The organism is Ensifer adhaerens, assembly GCF_002007205.1.
GTDB lineage: Bacteria > Pseudomonadota > Alphaproteobacteria > Rhizobiales > Rhizobiaceae > Ensifer > Ensifer adhaerens_D.
In genome coordinates this window covers 218,691-237,946 of the sequence record NZ_LAZS01000005.1, presented here as the reverse complement: position 1 = coordinate 237,946, position 19,256 = coordinate 218,691, and the positions used below count along the sequence as shown (strand labels likewise).

The following is a 19,256-nucleotide window of genomic DNA, read 5'->3' as shown; positions in this document are numbered from 1 at the left end:
CTGCGACCTACCCCGAGGAAATGCCCGGGAAGCGCAGTCATTTCAAGGCGCTACTGTGCAAATCGGAATCACTTTGTCCAGACGATTGCGCGCTTTGGAACCACCCTAGCGCAGGAAAACGCCTGACGTGAGACCGGAGTGTCACAAGACTGTAGGACAGCGTGGAAAACAGCCGGCTTTCACCCCGGCAGGCGCCTCAACACGGGCACGCAGAGGAGATAGAGCGCGATGCCGGCAATCCACACCCAGCCGTCCCAGGAGACGAGCGTCCACGAATAGAGGCCGACGAAAAGCAGCGGGCCGATGATCGATGCCAGGCTGGCAAGGCTGGCAAGCGCGCCCTGCAGCCGGCCCTGGCCCGCCTCGTCTACGGCGCGCGACAAAAGCGCCTGCAAAGCGGGCGTGCCGATGCCGCCGCCGGCAAGCAGCAGCATGATCGGCAATACCATCCAGCTCTCCGTGGCAAGCGCCAGCAGCCCGTAGCCGAGACTGTCGAGCACGATGCCGAGCTGCAGCGCCCGCTTTTCGCCAAGGCGGCTCGCGGCCGGCCCGGCGACCACCCCTTGCGCCAGCGCATGCAGCAGGCCGAAAGCGGCAAGCGAAAACCCGGTCGCCGTCGCATCCCAGCCGAAACGGCGCTCGCCGAAGATGACCCAGAGCACCGCCGGCACCTGACCGACGAGCTGCACGATGAAGAATACGGCCAGAAGCGGCTTCAGGAGTGGAACACCGAAGGTCCGGCGCAGCCCTGCCAGCGGCCCTGCGAATGATCCGACAAGCGGATCAAGCGTACTTGCCGCTTCGCCCGCCACGATCGGCCGCCGGCTTTCCGGCAGGAACAGCAAGGCCATGAGAAATCCGAGACCGTTCAGAACAGCCGCAGCCGCGAAGGGCACATGCGGCCCGAAAGAACCGAGCGCTCCACCGACGACCGGCCCGGCGATCATGCCGATACCGAAGCAGGCGCCGAGCGTGCCGAAGTGCCGCGCCCGCGCCTCCCCCTCGGTCGTGTCGGCAATGGCCGCACCGGCGACCGCGCCGGTCGCCCCGGTAATGCCGGCGATCATGCGGCCGAGATAGAGGATCGTCAGCGTCGGCGCGCTCGCCATCACCGCATAGTCGATCGCCGCACCGGCGAGCGAAACGAGCAGCACCGGCCGTCGGCCATAACTATCGGAAAGGAGGCCGAGCACGGGAGCGAAGGCGAACTGCATCACCGCGTAGAGCGAGACCAGGACGCCGTAGTGCCCGGCGACATCGTCGGCATGGGCAAGGTTGCGCAGGAGGCCGGGCAGAACCGGCATGACGAGGCCGATGCCGAACGCATCGAGCGCCACCGCCGCAAACAGCGCCGCGAGCGCCTTGCGCCCTGCCCTTGCCCGTCCTCCTTCGCCTGCCCGTACCTCTGCGTCTGCATCGGCCCCTGGGCCGGCATCGCCCCGGGTCGCAGCGCTCGCTTCCTGATGCGTCATGTCTTTCCATTCCTTATCATTGATAAATTAATGCACAGGAAACTTATCGATGATAAATTGTCAAGCGACGGATGGAGCGAGAGATGACGAAGCTGCAAAGAGACACGGTGGTGCGCACCGCCCTGACATTGCTCAACGAGGTGGGACTGGATGGGCTGACGACCCGGCGGCTGGCAGAGCGGCTCGGCGTGCAGCAGCCGGCGCTCTACTGGCATTTCAGGAACAAGCAGGCGCTGATCGCCGCCCTCGCCGAAGCGATGATGGCGGAAAACCACGATCGCGCCGTGCCGCAACCGGGCGAGGACTGGCGCGTTTTCCTTGCCGAAAACGCCCACAGCTTCCGCAGAAGCCTGCTTGCCTATCGCGACGGCGCCCGCATCCACGCCGGCACAAGGCCGAGCGCATCACAGATGACCGCGGTGGAAGCGCAGATGACGCTCTTGCACGGAGCCGGGTTTGCGGCGGGCGACGCTGCCTCGGCGCTTCTCCTGGTCAGCCACTTCGTCGTCGGCTCGGTGCTGGAGCAGCAGACGGCCGAAGAAGCGGCGGACGACGGGACCGGGACCAAACCGGCAGTCATGCACGACGCGCCGCTGCTTGCCGCGGCAATGGCGGAGCTTGACCGGGCCGGCCCGGACGCCACGTTCGAACAGGGGCTCGCAACGATCGTCGCGGGCCTGGCGCAACGCCGGCACTGACACCGTCAGGATCGAAAAACCATTCCATTTCAAGGCACTGACGCATAAATCGGAATCAGTTTCACTGACGCGGGAAGCCCACTCCATGCGTCGAACGCCGCCAAGATCCGGCCTCGTGCTGGCCCCGGCAATCTTTCGCCCTTCGCATCCGGGCGCTCGCCAGCCCCGCCCTTCGGCCCTGCGGACCGGAAGCACTGCTACGTATGAGAGCGAGGCACCAGAAAACACCTGCCGTTTCGCCGGCCTTGGACTATGATGGTGGCGTGAAGGAAGGAGAGGCAAATGATCGGTCTCGCTGCTTTGCTCACCGCGTCGATCTTCTTCGGCGCCGCCATCTACATCACCTGGGCCGAGCAGCCGGCAAGGCTGCACCTTGATGATCGTGCAGCTCTCGTACAGTGGCTTCCATCCTATCGTCGCGGCTTCGAGATGCAGGCGACGCTTGCGCTCGTCTCGGGCCTGCTCGGCGCCGGCGCCTGGGGACAGACCGGCCATGTACTGTGGGGACTGGGCGCCGCGATCATTATCCTGAACTGGCCCTACACGCTGCTCTTCGTCATGCCGGTCAATCGCCAGCTCGAGGCGGTCCGGCCGGAGGAAGCCGGCGACGCCAGCCGCGACCTGCTCAAATATTGGGGCAGGCTTCATGCCGGGCGCAGCGCACTCGGCGGATTGGCGGCAACGATTTATCTCATTGCCGCCGCGCTCGAAACATAGAAGGGGATAGCCCGCTCCGGCTCAGCGAGTCTCCAGCGCCGCCGCTGCATCCATTTCCTCGTGCAGCTTGCGCTCCTCGTCCGCATGCGGCTTGGTGAAGCGCGCGATCACCAGATAGGCGACCGGTGTCAGGTACAGCGTGACGATCACCGCGAGGCCAAGACCGCCGACCAGCACCCAGCCGAGCGCGATGCGCGCCTCCGCACCCGCGCCGCTTGCAAGCACCAGCGGCACGGCGCCGACGATGGTGGCGATCATCGTCATCATGACCGGACGCAGGCGGATGTTGGCGGCGTTTTCGATTGCCGAGCGCACGTCCTGGCCGCGATCGCGCAGCTGGTTGGCGAATTCGACGATCAGGATGCCGTTCTTCGCCATGATGCCGACGAGCATCACGAGGCCGATCTGGCTGTAGATGTTGAGCGTATTGCCGGTCATGATCATCGCAAAGACCGCGCAGGCAAGCCCCAGCGGCACCGTCGACATGATGATGAAGCCGCTGACGAAGCTCTCGAACTGCGCCGCCAGCACCAGGAAGATGATGACGAGGGCAAAGCCGAAGGTGACGAACAGGCCGTTGGCGTTTTCGTTGAGGGTTGCTGCCTCGGCAAGCGGCATGATGCGCGAGCCGGGCGGCAACAGCGGCTCGGCCATCTGCTCGACCATGGTCAACGCCTCGCCGAGCGCGAGGTCAGACTTGAGGCCGGCCGACAGCGACACGGCGCGAAGCTGCGATTCCCGCGAGAGCTGCGGCGCCACCGCCATCTCCTCGACGCTGGCGATCGTCGACATCGGCACGATCTTGCCGTCGCCGGCCTTGAGGAAGATGTTCTGCAGGTCGGTCGGGTCGTTGACCGGGTTGGTCGAGGACAACAGCTTCACCGGATAGGATTCGCCGTCGACATAGACGTCGACGACGCTGTTGCCATCGAGCATCGCCTGCAGCGCCCAGGCCAGGCCGCCGATATCGACGCCCATGTCGGAGGCACGCTCGCGGTCGATGGTGATCGAAAGCTGCGCCTGGTTGGCCTCATAGTTGAGGCGGACGTTCTCGAAGCGGCCGGTGTCTTCCATCTGGCGCACCAGCTTTGCCGCCGCATCGCCGAGCTTGTTGTAGTCGTTGCCGACGAGCGCCACCTGCAGGCCGCTGCCGGCGCCGCGAATGCCCAAGCTGTTCGGCTGTATCGCGAAGACCCGGACCGACGGAATCCGCCCCGTCATCCTGTTGATGTCTGCGACGATCTCCTGCTGGCTGCGGTCACGTTTTTCCCAGGAGGCCAACGTCAGCACCATGAAGCCGCTGTTGACCGAGCCGCCCTGCCCCGAGATCGAGAAGATATTGTCGATCTCGCCGGATTTGACCAGCGGCTGCAAGCCGTCCTCGATGCGGCGCATCTGGGCCTGGGCGTATTCGAGCGACACGCCTTGCGGCGCGTTGATGCGCATCATCACCTGCGACCGGTCCTCGCTCGGCGTCAGCTCCGATTTCAGCGTCAGGAAGCCGGCAGCCCCCATGGCGGTGACGAAGCCCGCGACGACGAAGACGATCAGCGGCGAGTTGAGGCAGGCTCTGAGCGTCACCCGGTAGAAACCGGCCGCCCGCGCGCCAAAGCGCGCCATCGGCCCCGGCACCGTATGCGTCTCCTTCGTTAGCATGCGCGAGGCGAGCATCGGGCAGAGCGTCAGCGACACGAAGGACGAAAGCAGGATCGAGAAGGCAAGCACGAAGCCAAATTCGCGGAAGAGACCGCCGGTCTGGCCCGGAAGAAACGAGAGCGGCACGAAGACGGCGGCAAGCGTGGCGGTCGTCGCCAGCACCGCGAAGAACACTTCGAGCGTGCCGTGCACGGCCGCTGCCCGCGGACCCAGCCCCTCGGCGCGCCGGCGCACGATGTTTTCGAGCACCACGATTGCGTCGTCGACCACCAGCCCGGTCGCAAGCACGATCGCCAGCAGCGTCAGGATGTTGATCGAAAAGCCGGCGAGATAGATCGCCGCCACCGTGCCGATCAGCGCGATCGGCATCGAGATCGTCGGGATCAGCGTCGCCCGCCAGTCGAGCAGGAACAGGTAGATGACCAGCGTCACGATGAAGACGGCAACGATCAGCGCGATTTCCACCTCGTGGATGGCGCCGTTGATGAAGACGGCATCGTCGCTGGTGATCCGAAGCTGCGTGCCCTCGGGCAGGATCTGCGTCTGGATCGTATCGACGACCTTGCGCACGCCCTCGGAGATATCGACCGTGTTGGACTGCGCCTGGCGGACGATGCCAAGCCCGATGCCCTGGCGGCCGTTGGAGCGCAGCGCCGTCGTGCCGGTATCCGGGCCGAGCGTCACGGTCGCCACGTCGCGCAGGCGCACATTATTGACGAGGATCAGGTTTTCGAACTGCTCCGGCGTCTGCAGGTCGGCCGTGGCGCGCACCGAGATGTCCTGGCTGGCGCTCGTCAGCTTACCGGCGGGAACGTCATAGGAGGCATTGGCGAGCGCCGTGCGGAGGTTCGCCACCGTCACCCCGCGTCCGGCGAGCTTCGCCTGGTCGAGGTCGATGCGGAAGATCTTTTCCTGGTCGCCATAGACGGCAACGTCGGCAACCCCTTCCACCGCCGCCAGCCGGTCGCTGATCTCGTTTTCGACGAGCAGCGTCATGTCTTCCATCGACATGGTGTCGGAGGTGAGCGCCAGCCGCATGATCGGCTGGCTGTCGGCGTCGGCCTTGACGATGCTCGGCTCGTCGACATCTTCGGGCAGTTGGTTGCGCACCCGGCCGAGTGCGTCGCGGATATCGTTGGCGGCCTGGCCGATATCGGTGGTGTCGGAAAACTGCAGCGTCACCCGGCTGCGGCCGAAGTTGGACGTGGACGAGATGTCGCGAATACCCTGCACGCGCGAGACGGCACCTTCGACCACCGAGGTCACCTCGCGGTCCATGGTCTCGGGCGCAGCCCCGTCGAGCGTCGTCGTCACCGAAATGACCGGCTGGTCGACCTGCGGCAACTCGCGGATCTCGATGCCGTTCCAGGCGGCAAGGCCGGCAACGACGATCAGCGTGTTGACGACCAGCGCGAAGATCGGCCGGCGGATGAAGAGTGCGGTAAAGCCGGTCTTGCCGCGCTCGCGGGCCGACATGTGGCCGCCACCGCTCCCGTGGTCAGGTCCGTGGCCGCTACCGTGACTGTCGCCGCCGCTCACTTGGTTTCCTCCGCGACCTTCTGGGCGGTGTCCTGCTTGCGCTCGCGGCCGGCAATGCGCACGTCGCCGCCGTCGCGCAGGCGCTGCACGCCTTCGGTGACGATCTCGTCGCCTTCCGAAAGTCCTGCATCGACCAGCACCTTGTCCGGATTGCGCTGGATGATCTTCACCGGCACCTTCTCGCTCTTGTCGCCCGAGACGCGCCAGATATAGGAGCCCTCGGAGCTCCACTGGATCGCCAGCGGATCGACCGTCGGATAGGTGTCGCCGTCAAACGCCACGGTGACGGAGAAGGACATGCCTGCCCTCAACAGGTCCTCGGGATTCTCCAGCCGTGCGCGCACGCGCAGCGTCCGGCTCGCCTGGTCGAGACGGTTGTCGATCGCGTGGATCGCGCCGTCGAGCTGGCTGCCCGGCTGGGCGATCGCGAAGGCCGTGACCGGCTGGCCGACGGTGATCTTGTTGGCGAAGCGCTCCGGCACCCAGAAGTCGACGAGGATCTCCGAGCGGTCGTCGACGACGGCAATCGGCGTCGTCGTCGTGACGTAATCGCCGACATTGACGGTGATGATGCCGACGACGCCCTTCGAAGGCGCGACGATGTCGCGGCGCTTGAGATCGAGCTCGGCCGTCTTCAGCGCCAGTTCCGCCGTCTGCATCGCGATTTCCGCATCGCGCACTTCGACGGCCGTTACCGCCCGCGCCGTGCTGAGGTTGCGGTAGCGCTCCACCTTCTCCCGCGCGCTGTCGCGGTTGAGCCGCGCCTGGTCGGCGGCGATCTTCTGGTCGTCGCTGTCGAGCTTGGCGATCACCTGGCCCTGAGCCACCTTCTCGCCGGAGCGGACGAGAATTTCGGTGAGATTGCCGGTTGCCGCCGGCGTGACGGTGACGGAGTGGATCGCCTCGCCGTTGCCGATGGCGTTCAGCCGGTCGTTGACAACAGACGTGCCCGAAGGCCGGACCATGACGAGAATGGCATTGTTGCCGCCCTGGCCGCGGCCATTGCCGCGTTCACCGCCCTCGCCGCCGCCGGCGCCGGGCTTCGACAAGGCATCGATCAGCGGGTGCGATACGCCGATGGCGGCAAGCGTTTCACCGGCGCCGGGCACGAACCGCACCCAGACGGTTGCGCCCACGAGAAGCACAGCGGCGCTCACCGCAAGCTGTTTCCAAACCCGCATTCAAGTCTCCAGATAAAGCATAAACACGCCCCAGCGCGGCGCGGCCGGCGGTTCGTTCCGTTAGCGCGAAGTATCCCTGTTCGCGCGCGTCGGGGCAATGACCGAATGCCATCATTACGCAATTGTAATAAAAGCGAAATTGTTGGCGGGATGATGACGCACCGGCACTTCGCGCGATGCATCGCGGCTTTGTCCAGAAATTCACTAGACAATTTCCATTTACAGCCGCCGGCACTCCGCTATCCTGCAACCGCCGGCAGCGTGTTTCGGCCGGCTTTGCGCCTGACCTTCAGGCCTCTTGGGGGAGAAAAATCGATGTGCGATGCCTGCGTCATGCAAACGGTGAAAGAGCGCATGCTCTCGCGCCGAAGCTTCTTCAAGGCGGCAGCGGTTGGAACCGCGGGTCTGGCCGCGGCAAGCGTCGGTGCTGCCCCACCCGCTCTCGCCCAAGGACATAACAGCGTCACCGACCTGACGCACGAGCTGCATGAGGACTTTCCGACCTTCTTCGGCCAGCAGCAGTTCTTCCGCGAGGAGAAGTTCAACTACGCCAAGGACAAGTTCAACATGTTCGAGCTCCGGGTGAACGAACACACCGGCACCCATGTCGATGCGCCCCTGCACTTCTCGGCCGACGGTCTCTCGGTTGCCGAACTGCCGGTGGAAAAGCTCGTCGTGCCGCTCGTGATCGTCGACATCCGCGCGAAAGCCGAGAACGATGCCGATGCGCAGGTGACGCCCGACGATCTCAAGGCCTGGGTCGCGGCCAATGGCGCGATCCCGGAAAACGCCTGCGTCGCCATGCTTTCCGGCTGGGGAGCCCATATGGGCACGGACAAGTTCCGCAATGCCGATGGCGGCGGCAAGCTGCATTTCCCCGGCTTCCACGTCGAGGCAGCGAAATATCTCATCGAAGAGAGCAAGGCGGCCGGCATCGCCGTCGATACGCTGTCGCTCGACCATGGCCCCTCGCCCGATTTCGCCACGCATTATGCCTGGCTGCCCGAGGGTCGCTGGGGGCTGGAGGCCGCCGCCAATCTCGACAAGCTGCCGGTCAAAGGCGCGACGCTCATTCTTGGTGCGCCGAAGCACCGCGGCGGCACCGGCGGCCCGGCGCGTGTCTTCGCGCTTGCCTGATCCCGCCCAGCGCCCCGGCGGCGCCAAGGCCGCCGGCCCCTTCATGCCGCGACGTCACGTTTAAACCCCCACGCCAGGAAACCCATGAGCACAGTTACCCCACCCAAGGACCCGGAAGCCGATCCGCGCGTCAAAGCCGTGTTCGACGACATCCGCGCCACCCGCAAATCCGATTTCATCAACAATATGTGGCTCTGGCTCGCCTTCGACCCCGAGCTCCTGGAACAGACCTGGCGCGACGTGAAAGCGGTGATGGCGACACCATCGGCGCTCGATCCGCTGGTCAAGGAAATGCTCTACATCGCCGTCTCGGTCACCAATGGCTGCGGCTACTGCGCCCATTCCCATACGGCGGCGGCAAAGGCGAAGGGCATGACGGATGCCGAGCACGCCGACCTCATGCGCGTGATCTCGCTTGCCGCCCGCACCAACCAGCTTGCGACCGCGTTGCAGGTGCCTGTCGATCCCGTTTTCGACAAGACATCCGGATAAAGCATGTCGCCCAAAACTGTGCAGCGGTTTTGCGACGACGACATGCGACAAACCAAACAGCCCCAAGAATAAGCGGTCTCGAAATCGCCTGTCTTTCCACAGGCTTGGTGTCGGTGGCGCAGAAAACGGAATAAAAGAAGAACATCCTTTCTGGCCTTTCCACACCGAATCACTACATTGAGCCGCATGATGAGTGGTTTCGACGATATTCCCTTCTTCGACGAGGAGCCGGCGCCGCGCAAGCAGCAGCCCGCCCCCGGCGGTGTTCCAGCAGCCGGCGGCATCGCCGCACGCGCCATGGCCGCGCGCGATCGCGCCCAGCCGCGCCCGGACTATCTCTCCGGCCTCAACCCCGAACAGTCGGAAGCGGTCGAAACCCTCGATGGCCCCGTGCTCGTTCTTGCCGGCGCCGGCACCGGCAAGACCCGGGTGTTGACTACCCGCATCGCCCATATCCTTTCGACCAATCGCGCCTTCCCCTCGCAGATCCTGGCGGTGACCTTCACCAACAAGGCGGCGCGCGAGATGAAGGAACGCATCGGCGTGCTCGTCGGCCATGCGGTCGAAGGCATGCCCTGGCTCGGCACCTTCCACTCGATCGGCGTCAAGCTGCTTCGCCGCCATGCCGAACTCGTGGGCCTGCGTTCCGATTTCACCATTCTCGACACCGACGACGTGGTGCGGCTGATCAAGCAGCTGATCCAGGCCGAAGGCATCGACGACAAGCGCTGGCCGGCCAAGCAGTTTGCCGGCATGATCGACGGCTGGAAGAACAAGGGCCTCGACCCCGCGCAGATCCCCGAGGGGGACGCCCGCGCCTTTGCCAACGGCAAGGGCCGCGAACTCTACGCCGCCTACCAGAACCGGCTCCTGACGCTCAACGCCTGCGACTTCGGCGACCTGTTGCTGCACCCGATCCGCATCTTCCGCATGCATGCGGACGTGCTGAAGGACTATCACGACAAGTTCCGCTACATCCTCGTCGATGAGTACCAGGACACCAACACGGCGCAGTATATGTGGCTGCGGCTGCTCGCCCAGCGGCCGAAGGGCGTGCCGCAGAACGTCTGCTGCGTGGGCGACGACGACCAGTCGATCTATGGCTGGCGCGGCGCCGAAGTCGACAACATCCTGCGCTTCGAGAAGGATTTCCCGGGCGCCAAGGTGATCAAGCTTGAGCGCAACTACCGCTCGACCGAGCATATCCTCGGGGCTGCCGGGCACCTGATCGCCCACAACGAAGGCCGCCTCGGCAAGACGCTCTTTACCGACCGCACCGATCCGGATGACGAGAAGGTGCAGGTGCATGCCGCCTGGGATTCCGAGGAGGAAGCCCGCGCCGTCGGCGAGGAGATCGAGCAACTCCAGCGCCAGAAACACAATCTGAACGACATGGCGATCCTGGTGCGCGCCTCGTTCCAGATGCGCGAGTTCGAAGACCGCTTTGTCACGCTTGGCCTCAACTACCGCGTCATCGGCGGCCCGCGCTTCTACGAGCGCCTCGAAATCCGCGATGCCATGGCCTATTTCCGCCTGGTCTGCCAGCCGGCCGACGATCTCGCCTTCGAGCGCATCGTCAACACGCCGAAGCGCGGCCTTGGCGATACCACCGTGCGCACGCTGCACGACTATGCCCGCGCCCGCGATATCCCGATGCTGGCTGCCGCCTCAGAAATCATCGAGACCGACGAGCTGAAGCCGAAGGCGCGCAAGGCGCTGTTCGACGTCGTCACCGATTTCCGTCGCTGGCAGACCCTGCTTGAGACCACGGTTCACACCGAACTTGCCGAGCAGATCCTTGAGGAAAGCGGCTACACCGACATGTGGAAGGCCGACAAGTCGGCCGAGGCCCCCGGACGGCTGGAAAACCTGAAGGAACTCATCCGCTCGATGGAAGCCTTCGAGAGCCTACGCGGCTTCCTCGAACACGTGGCGCTGGTCATGGATGTCGAGCAGAACGAGAACCTCGACGCCGTGTCGATCATGACGCTGCACTCGGCCAAGGGCCTGGAGTTCGACACCGTCTTCCTGCCCGGCTGGGAGGAAGGCCTGTTCCCGCACCAGCGCGCCCTCGACGAGGGCGGCCGCTCCGGTCTCGAGGAAGAGCGCCGCCTTGCCTATGTCGGCATCACCCGCGCCAAGCATCGCTGCCACATCTGGTTCGTCTCCAATCGCCGCATCCACGGCCTCTGGCAGTCGACCATGCCGTCACGCTTCCTCGAGGAGTTGCCGCTCGCCCATGTGGACGTGGCCGAGAACGAGCAGTCCTATGGCGGCTATGGTCGCGGCGGCTACGGCCAGTCGCGCTTCGACAAGGCTGACCCCTTCCAGAACAACTACTCGACGCCCGGCTGGAAGCGCGCCCAGCAGCACCGCTCCGACGCCACCCGCGACAACTGGGGCACCCGCTCCGGCCACGCGGTCGAGCGCATCGGCTACGGCGAAAGCGGCCCGCGCGGCCGCACCATCGATGGCGAACTGGTGGCAAAATCGACGGCGACGGAGCCCTCGCGCTTCGTGGTCGGCGACCGCGTCTTCCACATGAAGTTCGGCAACGGCAACATCGCCGCCATCGAAGGCAACAAGCTCACCATCGACTTCGACCGCGCCGGCCAGAAGCGCGTGCTCGATGGCTTTGTCGAGAAGGCGTGAGGCGAGTCGTTGTTCGGAACGGGGCCCTGAGCGACGATGCGGCCTGCCTGGTTGGAATATGTGGACCCGGCCTACACAGTCGACACATCTGGCACGACCAAGATCGGCAAATCCTGGCCGAAGCTCGTCGCACAGATAATCGCTTTTGGCGCCATGGCGGCGTCTTGCATGTTGCTCACCCGCCATTGGTTCCACGCCGACGAGCGCTTTTCGCTGATGGTCGGTATCGCCTGGAGCGCGTTCTCGGTTTGGTGCACGCTGGCGCTTCTGTGGCAGGCGGTCAGCCTCCATGGCAGTCTCGTCACTCTTTCGCCTGAAGGACTGATCGACCGGCGAATTTCGGATGACAGGATTCCCTGGTCAGCGATCACCTCCATCACGGTCACCAGCGGTCGACGGATCGGGTGGCTGACCCTGTGGTTCACGGCGGATGCCGCAATGGCGCTGCCGCCGAAGATACGAAGGAAGACATCGCGCACAGGCTTGAACTCCACGCCGAGGTCGCTGTCCCTTCATTCAAACACGCTTGCCGTGGGACGTGACCGCCATCAGGACACGCTATCGCGTTATCACCGGCGATACGGCCCGAAGACCTGAGCCGTTCGAACGCCTTGCCACAAATTGAAGACGCCGCCCGGGCCGCTCTCGTGCGCCACGACACGCAGGGCTCCGCGAGCAATCACCGGGACCACGACCCAGGCCGTGAACGGCGTCAAACCACCTTCCGGTACACCAGAAACCCCGACTTCTCCGCCACCTTGTCGTAGAGCGCCATCGCCGTCTCGTTGGTCTCGTGGGTCATCCAGTAGACGCGCGGCGCGCCGACGGCCCGTGCCGCCTCGTAGACGCCCTCGATCAACGCCCGCCCGACACCCTTGCCGCGCGCTTCGGCATTGGTGAAGAGGTCCTGCAGGTAGCAGTTCGGCTGGATCATCGTCGTGCTGCGGTGGAAGAGATAGTGCGTGAGCCCGATTAGCCGCCCCTCATTTTCGGCCACCAGCGCATGCACCGGCTCGTAGGCGTCGAAGAAACGAGACCAGGTCATGGCGGTGATCTGAGGATCGAGCGCGGTTTCGCCGGAGCGGCCGTAGAAGGCGTTGTAGCCGTCCCAGAGCGGCAGCCACTGCTCGTAGTCGGTCCTGGCTATCGGGCGGATCAAAAGGGCGTCGGTCATATCGGTTCCTGCTCGTTCGGGGCGAATGGCGTCTACCCGACAGCATCCGGGATTTGCGCGCAAGGCGCATCTTTGCGACTGACTTTTCCCCCGATAATTGCGAATATTACACCCACCTAAAATGACGGGATGTTCAACGACCGAGGGCGGGCGATGAGATGTCTTGGACAAGCACGACACGCTGGCTGGCGGAACTGGGCCTGACGCAGACGCGAGAGGCCGACCGGCAAGGGATCATGGTGGCAAACCTGGCGGCAGCCGTCATTGCCGTTTCCTCGACCGGCTTTGCCATCCTCTACGCGCTTTACCAGGAGCCGAGCCTCCAGAAGCTGGTGATCTGCAATGTGCTGCTGGCGGCAGCCGCCACCATGACACCGCTCTTGCACCGGTTTGGCAAGATCGCGTCGGCCCTTTGGGAGTTCGCCATCTGCGCCGTGGCGCTCTCGATCATCAGCGCCCATATCGGCGGACGGTCCGGCGTCTTGTTCAATCTGCTCGGCGTCACGCCTGTCGCCTTCGCGATCCTCGGGCTTGAGCATTGGCGGCTGGTCGCCGGCCTGGGCCTTGCCTCCGCCGCCACCATCGTCGTCGGCATTGCCGCCTATCCGGAACCTCAGGCCGGCGTCTACCAGGACGAGAGCTTCCTGCTCCTGATCAACACCTCGACCATGCTCACCGTCACGCTTCTGATGTTCGCCACAATGCACTATGCCCTGTCGCTCGCGCGTGAAGCCCAGATGCGGCTGAGCAATCTCATGCTGTCGATCATGCCGGCGGAAATCGTCGAAAAACTGCACAGCGACGACCATGCCGCGACGGTCAAGAAGTTCGACACGGCAACCGTGCTGCTCATCGATATCGTCCAGTTCGTCAGGCTCTCCAACGAGATCGGCCCGGAACGCACGGTTCAGCTGCTCGATGCCTTCTTCTCGGCGCTTGATGCGGCATCGGCCCGTTTCGGCGTGGAAAAGATCAAGACCATCGGCGATGCCTATCTGGCGGCGGCAGGGGTTCCAAGCGCCCATCCGAACGGGGTCGAAGCCGCCGCAAGCTTTGGCTTCACCGCCTTTGAAATCGCCGGCCATGTCGGCAGGGCGCATGGCGTTGCCCTTGAGCTGCGGATCGGCATGGCGTCGGGGGCGGTGACGGCGGGCGTGCTCGGCCGCACCCGCTATGCCTATGACATCTGGGGCGCGCCCGTGAACCTTGCAGCGCGGCTCGAGGCGATCGGCCAGGCCGGATGCATCATCACGACAGGTCAAATCAAGGCGGTGCTCGAAGAAAAATACAGTTTCGAGGCTGGAGAACGCGCCAACATCAAAGGCTTCGGCGAGACCGAGACCTGGAGAATGACAAGGCGCGTTTAAAGTGTGTCGCGATCTTTCAGATTCGCTCCGTGCGCTTGAAGTTATTGATTTGGCGCATGTCGTTATCGCAAGATCGCTGCACATTCTTGCGCGGCATGCTCTAGAGAGGCAGCGCTCGCTCGGCCCGTCAGCATCGCTGCGCACCGAAGCGCGGGGTGCCCTCAGCCTCTGGCCATCGCCGTGGTGATTGCCTGAACATCGGTCATGATCGCATCACCCATGAAGGCAATGTTTTCCATCGCGCGCTCGCCGGCCTCGTGGTGGCCTGCCCCGCAGGCGTCGCGCACGACGACAGGCACCAGGCCAAGATCGGTCGCATGGCGCACGGTCGGGTCGATGCCGATTTCCGTGGCGATGCCGCAGATGGCAAAGGAGGTAAGCCCGAGATCGCGCAGGATCATGGCAAGCGGGGTGCCCTCGAAAGCGGAAAACGTGATCTTGTCGAGGATCGCCTCGTCGTCGCGGGGCGCAAGTTCCGGCACCAGCTCGAAGCCCGGCGTGCCGCGCAGGAACCAGGGGTGCACAGCCTCCGGATCGTCGGTCCGCTGCCAGGCCATTGCCTGGCGTAGCTGGAAGGCGCCCATCAGCGGCTTCGGCATCGACAGATGCCGCAGAAAGATCACCGGGAACCCGCCGGCCCGCGCGGCTTCCAATACCTTCAGCACCTGCGAAAGGACCTCCGCACCGTTCTTGACCTGGCTGGTGATCCCCACCTGCATGTCATAGACAACAAGCGCCATGCGGTCCGGACGACAGAAATCCTCGAGCGTCCTTCCGATTTCCAGCTTCGTGGCCATAGCCTCTCCTCTGCGGCGCCTCCTCCGGCACCCGCTCCGCCGACGTCTCGCGCCGGAATGTGGCGCGTGATGCCCGCGGTTGCAATATGGCCGGAGCGCTTCACGCAACTATTCGGACAAGTTTCGGCGTTCGGAGCAACCATCGGTCACTCTGCCCTGCAACCGCATCAGGCCCCGTTATCCCGCCGAGCCTTCTCCATCAGCGCCAACACCTCCTCGTCCGCCGTCTGCTCGAAGTTGCGGTAGTACAGTCCGACGGCGCGGAAGGCGAAGGGGGTGGCAAGGCAGATGAGGCGATCGACCTGGCTGCGCAGGTCGGCGAGTTCACTTTTCGGCGCCACCGGGACGGCGAGCACGAGACGGCCCGCCCCCATCCGCTTTAGCGCCTTGATCGCCGCCCGCACGGTGCCGCCGGTGGCGATGCCGTCGTCGACGAGGATCACGTCACGATCCCGCGGCGAGGCCGGCGCGCGGTCGCCAAAATAGAGCGTTCGGCGCCGCAGGATCTCGGCGCGCTGGCGCTCCGTCTCGGCCTCCAGATAGCCTTTCGCCGGGCGGACCAGCCGCATCGCCTGACGGTTGAGCACGAGTTCGGGCTCCTCGCCGTCGACCAGCGCGCCAAGACCGAACTCGGAATGCCCCGGCGCGCCGATCTTGCGCACGATCAGGATTTCGAGCGGCGCCCCGATATGGACGGCGATCTCATAGGCGACCGGCACGCCGCCGCGTGGCAGCGCCATGACGAGCGGATCGTCGAGGCTCTCGCCTTCGACCGCGTGCGCCAGCTGGCGTCCGGCATCTGCCCGGTCCTCGAAGAGCCACGTTGCCGTGAACATGCAGCCTCTCCCGGTTTTGCCCTCCTGCGTGAGCATCGGGCCTAAAAAACGCTCCAAGTGCCGGGCCTGCGGGGCCGGATCGGCGCCGCCCGAAGGGCCTTACCCGAGGCACGTTTCATGCACGCCGCTTCGCCTGCCGGCGCACCATCCAACGGTTGATCCGGCGCCGCTGTGAACAACCGCGCCAATCCCAGCCAATCGCTAAAATTGCAACGGATTTCACCGGGTTTCGTTAAGGCGCTATCGCTACCAATTGGCGTCGTATATCTGGCTGAGACGCAAGCCGCCTTTGTTGATTTTAGCACGACAGGCCGTTTCGAAATGAGCTTTCTCCCTGCCATATCGATCATTGCCCTTCTGGCGATGCTCCCTGTGCTGATTTCCCTGCGGGCCTCGATGGTCGAGGGAGGCACGGATTTTGCCGCGGCCTGCGCGGTGGCGGCCGCGGCGACCTTCCTGCTGATGCTGTCGGAGATCCCGGCGCTCCGGCCGCTGTCGCTGTTCGGCATCGTCGTGCTTGCGGGCGCCTGTCTGTTCGTGCTCTCGGGCTTTCACCGTGCGCTCGGTGTCATCAGGCCGATGTCGACACCGCTGGTCGCCGCCGCCTCGGTTTCCGCCGTGGTGCTGCTGATTGCCGCCTTCGGCCCCCATCGTGCGACATTGCACGCTCTCTCCGCCGTCGGCATCGCTGCCGCCTTCGTACTGATCATCGCCGTCTGTTCGCAGCATCGGCGCGCAGCACCGGGGCCGATCGAGCGCCTCTGCGTCATCGCCTGCGCCGCCATCGGCTGCTCGGCCCTGATCGCGGTCACGGTCTTCTCGCCGATCGCCCACGGTTCGCCCGAGACCTCGCTTGCGGCGGCCAGCTGGGACTTCGCCTGCGTCGTCCTGAGGTACTTCTACCTGCCCGTGCTCTTCCTGGGCGTGATCCTGATGATCCAGAACCGGGTGATCACCGATCTCAAGAGCGCGATTGCCCGCGACGAGCTGACGGGCGCCCTGTCGCGCCGCGCCCTGCTCGACCTCGGGCAGCGCGCTCTGGCGGTGAGCTTCGCGCGCCAGCGACCCGTCACCTTCCTGCTGCTGGACCTCGACTATTTCAAGCAGATCAACGACCGCTATGGCCACGCGGTCGGCGATACCGCGCTCGGCCATTTCGCCGGCACCGTCGCCAGCTGTCTTGGCAGCCGCGGCACGCTTGGCCGCATCGGCGGCGAGGAGTTCGGCATCGTCCTGCCCAATCACTCGGAGGATGCCGCCTTTGCGGTGGCCGAGGAGATCGGCCGCACGGTGCGCGATACGCCGATCGGCCGCTTGGACCGCCCGATCCGGCTGACGGTGAGCATCGGTCTCGCCGAAGCCGAGCCCGGCGATACGATCAGCGATATCATGATCCGCGCGGATATGGCGCTCTACGACGCGAAAGCCGACGGCCGCGACCGCTGCACCATTGCCGGCCGCTTTCAGCCCGAGGCCAGCGCGCGGGCGCTTGCCGCCGCCGCCGCTCAAATGCGGGCAGCCGAAGCCCGCCATCTCGAGCCGCAGCTTCTTCGCGGCACCGGGTGAGCCGGCCGCGCCTTGTAAAGCGATTTCCCCAACCTATGTGAAGCTCGCTGCCCGGCCGCATGTTCTCTGGGGCCGTCCTGGCAAAACATGCGGCAATTCAAGATGCTACGGCGACCTTGCGTGAAACGTCAGGCGCTGCAGGAGGATTTCCATGTCGCGTTCGCTTCGTGCGTTCTTTTTCGCCGGCCTTGCCACGCTCGCCGCTGCCGCCCTGCCCGCCCGCGCCGAAACGGTCGGCGAAGTCGGCGTCGACTGGCTCGGCAACGACATCATGATCGATGCCGTCAGCGACCCGAAGATCAAGGGCGTGACCTGCCATGTCACCTATTTCGACCGCAGCGTCATCGACAGGCTGAAGAACGGCAACTGGTTCGAGGATCCGTCCAACAATTCGATCGCCTGCCGGCAGACCGGCCCGATCGAAATCGGCGATATCGAGCTTTCGAAGGACGGGGAAGAAGTCTTTCGCGCCGGACTGTCGCTGGTCTGGAAAGACCTCCTGGTCACCAGGATCTATGACCGCAAGAACGATACGCTGATCTATCTCGCCCATTCGCGCGAATTGACGGATGGCTCGGCCAAGATGTCGATCACCACCATTCCGCTCTATGGGCAGACCGTCACCTGGCAGAACGGCAAGCCGCAATAATCGATCGCTCGCTTGCGGTCTTCTGGCCGCCGCACGGCTGAAGCGCCCGTCCCCTTTACGGGCGCCTCAAGAAACCGCGTCAGAGCGGTGTGTGTTGGAAGGCTGGGAGGAGCCACTCCGCTCTTGATCGTTCTAATAGGACGTCGGCGGGACGATGCCCTGATAATAGTCGCCGTCACCACCCTGGTATCCACCATAGGGGCTGCGATCGCGGTAGACCGGAGTCGGTGTGGACGTTCTGTTGATGCTGCCCGTCGACATCCTGTCAACGGTTGCGGACGGCCGCGTCATCGGCGTCATCGCCTTGCGCGTGTTCTGCGTTCCCGGTGGATTGTTGACGTCTATGCCCTGGTAGTAGCTGTCGGCCAAGGCCGGCGACGCCATGACCATCGTAACGGAGAGCGCGGCAATGAGTTTCCTGGGAGAGATTGTCATAGGTTCAACTCCTGTTGCTACAGCGCCGCGCGTCTGATCAGACGCGCAAAGGTCGCTGTAGAGCTTTGAACTTCTGCATGTTTTTGTCCTTTGATCGGCTACGATGATAGGAAACATGCAGTAATACCAGGCACCCGGCCTCCGTTCGGGCACCCGGCAACACCGGTAAAGTAGTACAAGTAACCCGCCCAGCCACTTGACGTTTTGTCACAATGGCATCGCCCAAGCGTGAAGTTCATTGCGGAAGTTTAACTTGACCGTATCGTTCCAGTACGTGCGCAGGCGCGCGCTACTGCATGTTTCCTTTAATCGCACCCGATTTAAGGACAAAAACGTGCAGGAATGAAAAGCCTTACAGGCGAAACGGAAGAAAGCCCCGGCGCGGGTGCGCCGGAGCTTTCTCGAGCAAGGAACGAATTTGCGTCAGGCCGCCTGGGCCAGTTCGTCGGCAATGACCGTATCGAGGTTGAGGAAGCAGACCATGGTCTTTTCGAGCGCGACGATGCCGCGGCAGAAGGCGCGCTGCGCTTCCGGAATGATCTCCGGCGCCGGCTGCAGCGCCTCGCTCTTGATCGTCATCATGTCCGAGACCTGCTCGACCAGGAGGCCGACGAGCTTGCCGGCGATGTCGGTGACGATGATCGCCGAACGCTCGGACGGCTCGGTCATCTTCATGCCGAGGCGGGCCGCCATGTCGATGACCGGGATCACCGCGCCGCGCAGGTTGATGAGGCCGAGCACGTAGGGCGGCGTGTGCGGCATCGGCGTCACCGGCGCCCAGCCGCGGATTTCGCGGATCGCCATGATGTCGATGCAGAATTCCTGGTCGCCGAGATGGAACGATACGATTTCGAGATAGGCGCCGGACTGCTTGATTGCGTTGCTCAT

General features: G+C 64.5%; 17 protein-coding genes. 9 read left to right on the top strand and 8 right to left on the bottom strand.

Annotation, left to right across the window (positions count from 1 at the left end; translation table 11 throughout):
• Positions 1–179: 179 nt before the first annotated feature.
• Positions 180–1,304 (bottom strand): Tet(A)/Tet(B)/Tet(C) family tetracycline efflux MFS transporter, encoded by a 1,125-nt coding sequence (tet, locus tag XB14_RS04795; RefSeq protein ID WP_419178576.1) that lies wholly within the window; start codon positions 1,302–1,304, stop codon positions 180–182.
• A 251-nt stretch (positions 1,305–1,555) separates the two neighbouring features.
• On the opposite strand from tet, the gene tetR reads away from it, so the two are divergent.
• Together tetR and XB14_RS04785 are read left to right on the top strand one after the other, a co-directional pair.
• Positions 1,556–2,170: a tetracycline resistance transcriptional repressor TetR gene (tetR, locus tag XB14_RS04790; protein WP_077960532.1), complete on the top strand. Its 615-nt coding sequence runs from the start codon at positions 1,556–1,558 to the stop codon at positions 2,168–2,170.
• A 282-nt stretch (positions 2,171–2,452) separates the two neighbouring features.
• Positions 2,453–2,887, top strand: coding sequence for a DUF1772 domain-containing protein (locus tag XB14_RS04785; protein ID WP_077960531.1), 435 nt, complete (start codon positions 2,453–2,455; stop codon positions 2,885–2,887).
• A 21-nt stretch (positions 2,888–2,908) separates the two neighbouring features.
• On the opposite strand, the gene XB14_RS04780 is transcribed toward XB14_RS04785, so the two are convergent.
• Together XB14_RS04780 and XB14_RS04775 are read right to left on the bottom strand one after the other, a co-directional pair.
• Positions 2,909–6,019 carry an efflux RND transporter permease subunit gene (locus XB14_RS04780; protein WP_077960530.1) on the bottom strand — a complete coding sequence of 1,037 codons (3,111 nt, stop codon included), beginning with the start codon at positions 6,017–6,019 and terminating at the stop codon, positions 2,909–2,911.
• A 59-nt stretch (positions 6,020–6,078) separates the two neighbouring features.
• Complete coding sequence (locus tag XB14_RS04775) at positions 6,079–7,263, bottom strand: efflux RND transporter periplasmic adaptor subunit (RefSeq protein ID WP_077960529.1); 1,185 nt, start codon at positions 7,261–7,263, stop codon at positions 6,079–6,081.
• Between the two features lie 315 nt (positions 7,264–7,578).
• On the opposite strand from XB14_RS04775, the gene XB14_RS04770 reads away from it, so the two are divergent.
• The 4 genes from XB14_RS04770 to XB14_RS04755 all read left to right on the top strand — a co-directional run bounded on the left by XB14_RS04770 (position 7,579) and on the right by XB14_RS04755 (position 12,141).
• Entirely contained in the window at positions 7,579–8,400 is an 822-nt protein-coding gene (locus XB14_RS04770) for a cyclase family protein (RefSeq protein WP_077960528.1), read from the top strand.
• An 84-nt stretch (positions 8,401–8,484) separates the two neighbouring features.
• On the top strand, positions 8,485–8,892 hold the full coding sequence (locus XB14_RS04765; protein WP_077960527.1) for a carboxymuconolactone decarboxylase family protein: 408 nt from the start codon (positions 8,485–8,487) through the stop codon (positions 8,890–8,892).
• Between the two features lie 186 nt (positions 8,893–9,078).
• Complete coding sequence (locus tag XB14_RS04760; RefSeq protein ID WP_143348339.1) at positions 9,079–11,544, top strand: ATP-dependent helicase; 2,466 nt, start codon at positions 9,079–9,081, stop codon at positions 11,542–11,544.
• 36 nt (positions 11,545–11,580) lie between these two features.
• Positions 11,581–12,141 carry a hypothetical protein gene (locus XB14_RS04755; RefSeq protein ID WP_077960525.1) on the top strand — a complete coding sequence of 187 codons (561 nt, stop codon included), beginning with the start codon at positions 11,581–11,583 and terminating at the stop codon, positions 12,139–12,141.
• Between the two features lie 115 nt (positions 12,142–12,256).
• On the opposite strand, the gene XB14_RS04750 is transcribed toward XB14_RS04755, so the two are convergent.
• Positions 12,257–12,718: a GNAT family N-acetyltransferase gene (locus XB14_RS04750; RefSeq protein WP_077960524.1), complete on the bottom strand. Its 462-nt coding sequence runs from the start codon at positions 12,716–12,718 to the stop codon at positions 12,257–12,259.
• A 158-nt stretch (positions 12,719–12,876) separates the two neighbouring features.
• Here XB14_RS04750 and XB14_RS04745 point away from each other — a divergent pair, with 158 nt between their 5' ends.
• Positions 12,877–14,085, top strand: coding sequence for an adenylate/guanylate cyclase domain-containing protein (locus XB14_RS04745; protein WP_077960523.1), 1,209 nt, complete (start codon positions 12,877–12,879; stop codon positions 14,083–14,085).
• A gap of 161 nt (positions 14,086–14,246) precedes the next feature.
• On the opposite strand, the gene XB14_RS04740 is transcribed toward XB14_RS04745, so the two are convergent.
• Together XB14_RS04740 and XB14_RS04735 are read right to left on the bottom strand one after the other, a co-directional pair.
• Positions 14,247–14,882, bottom strand: coding sequence for a cysteine hydrolase family protein (locus XB14_RS04740; protein ID WP_077960522.1), 636 nt, complete (start codon positions 14,880–14,882; stop codon positions 14,247–14,249).
• A gap of 167 nt (positions 14,883–15,049) precedes the next feature.
• Complete coding sequence (locus XB14_RS04735) at positions 15,050–15,718, bottom strand: phosphoribosyltransferase (protein WP_077960521.1); 669 nt, start codon at positions 15,716–15,718, stop codon at positions 15,050–15,052.
• 321 nt (positions 15,719–16,039) lie between these two features.
• Between XB14_RS04735 and XB14_RS04730 the strand changes: the two genes are divergently transcribed.
• Both XB14_RS04730 and XB14_RS04725 read left to right on the top strand, forming a co-directional pair.
• Complete coding sequence (locus XB14_RS04730) at positions 16,040–17,284, top strand: sensor domain-containing diguanylate cyclase (RefSeq protein ID WP_077960520.1); 1,245 nt, start codon at positions 16,040–16,042, stop codon at positions 17,282–17,284.
• Positions 17,285–17,435: 151 nt separating this feature from the next.
• Positions 17,436–17,933, top strand: coding sequence for a CreA family protein (locus XB14_RS04725; RefSeq protein WP_077960519.1), 498 nt, complete (start codon positions 17,436–17,438; stop codon positions 17,931–17,933).
• A 132-nt stretch (positions 17,934–18,065) separates the two neighbouring features.
• On the opposite strand, the gene XB14_RS04720 is transcribed toward XB14_RS04725, so the two are convergent.
• A complete protein-coding gene (locus XB14_RS04720; protein ID WP_077960518.1) occupies positions 18,066–18,368 on the bottom strand; it encodes a hypothetical protein in 303 nt (100 codons plus the stop codon).
• Positions 18,369–18,791: 423 nt separating this feature from the next.
• Positions 18,792–19,256 carry a chemotaxis protein CheW gene (locus tag XB14_RS04715; protein ID WP_034792537.1) on the bottom strand — a complete coding sequence of 155 codons (465 nt, stop codon included), beginning with the start codon at positions 19,254–19,256 and terminating at the stop codon, positions 18,792–18,794.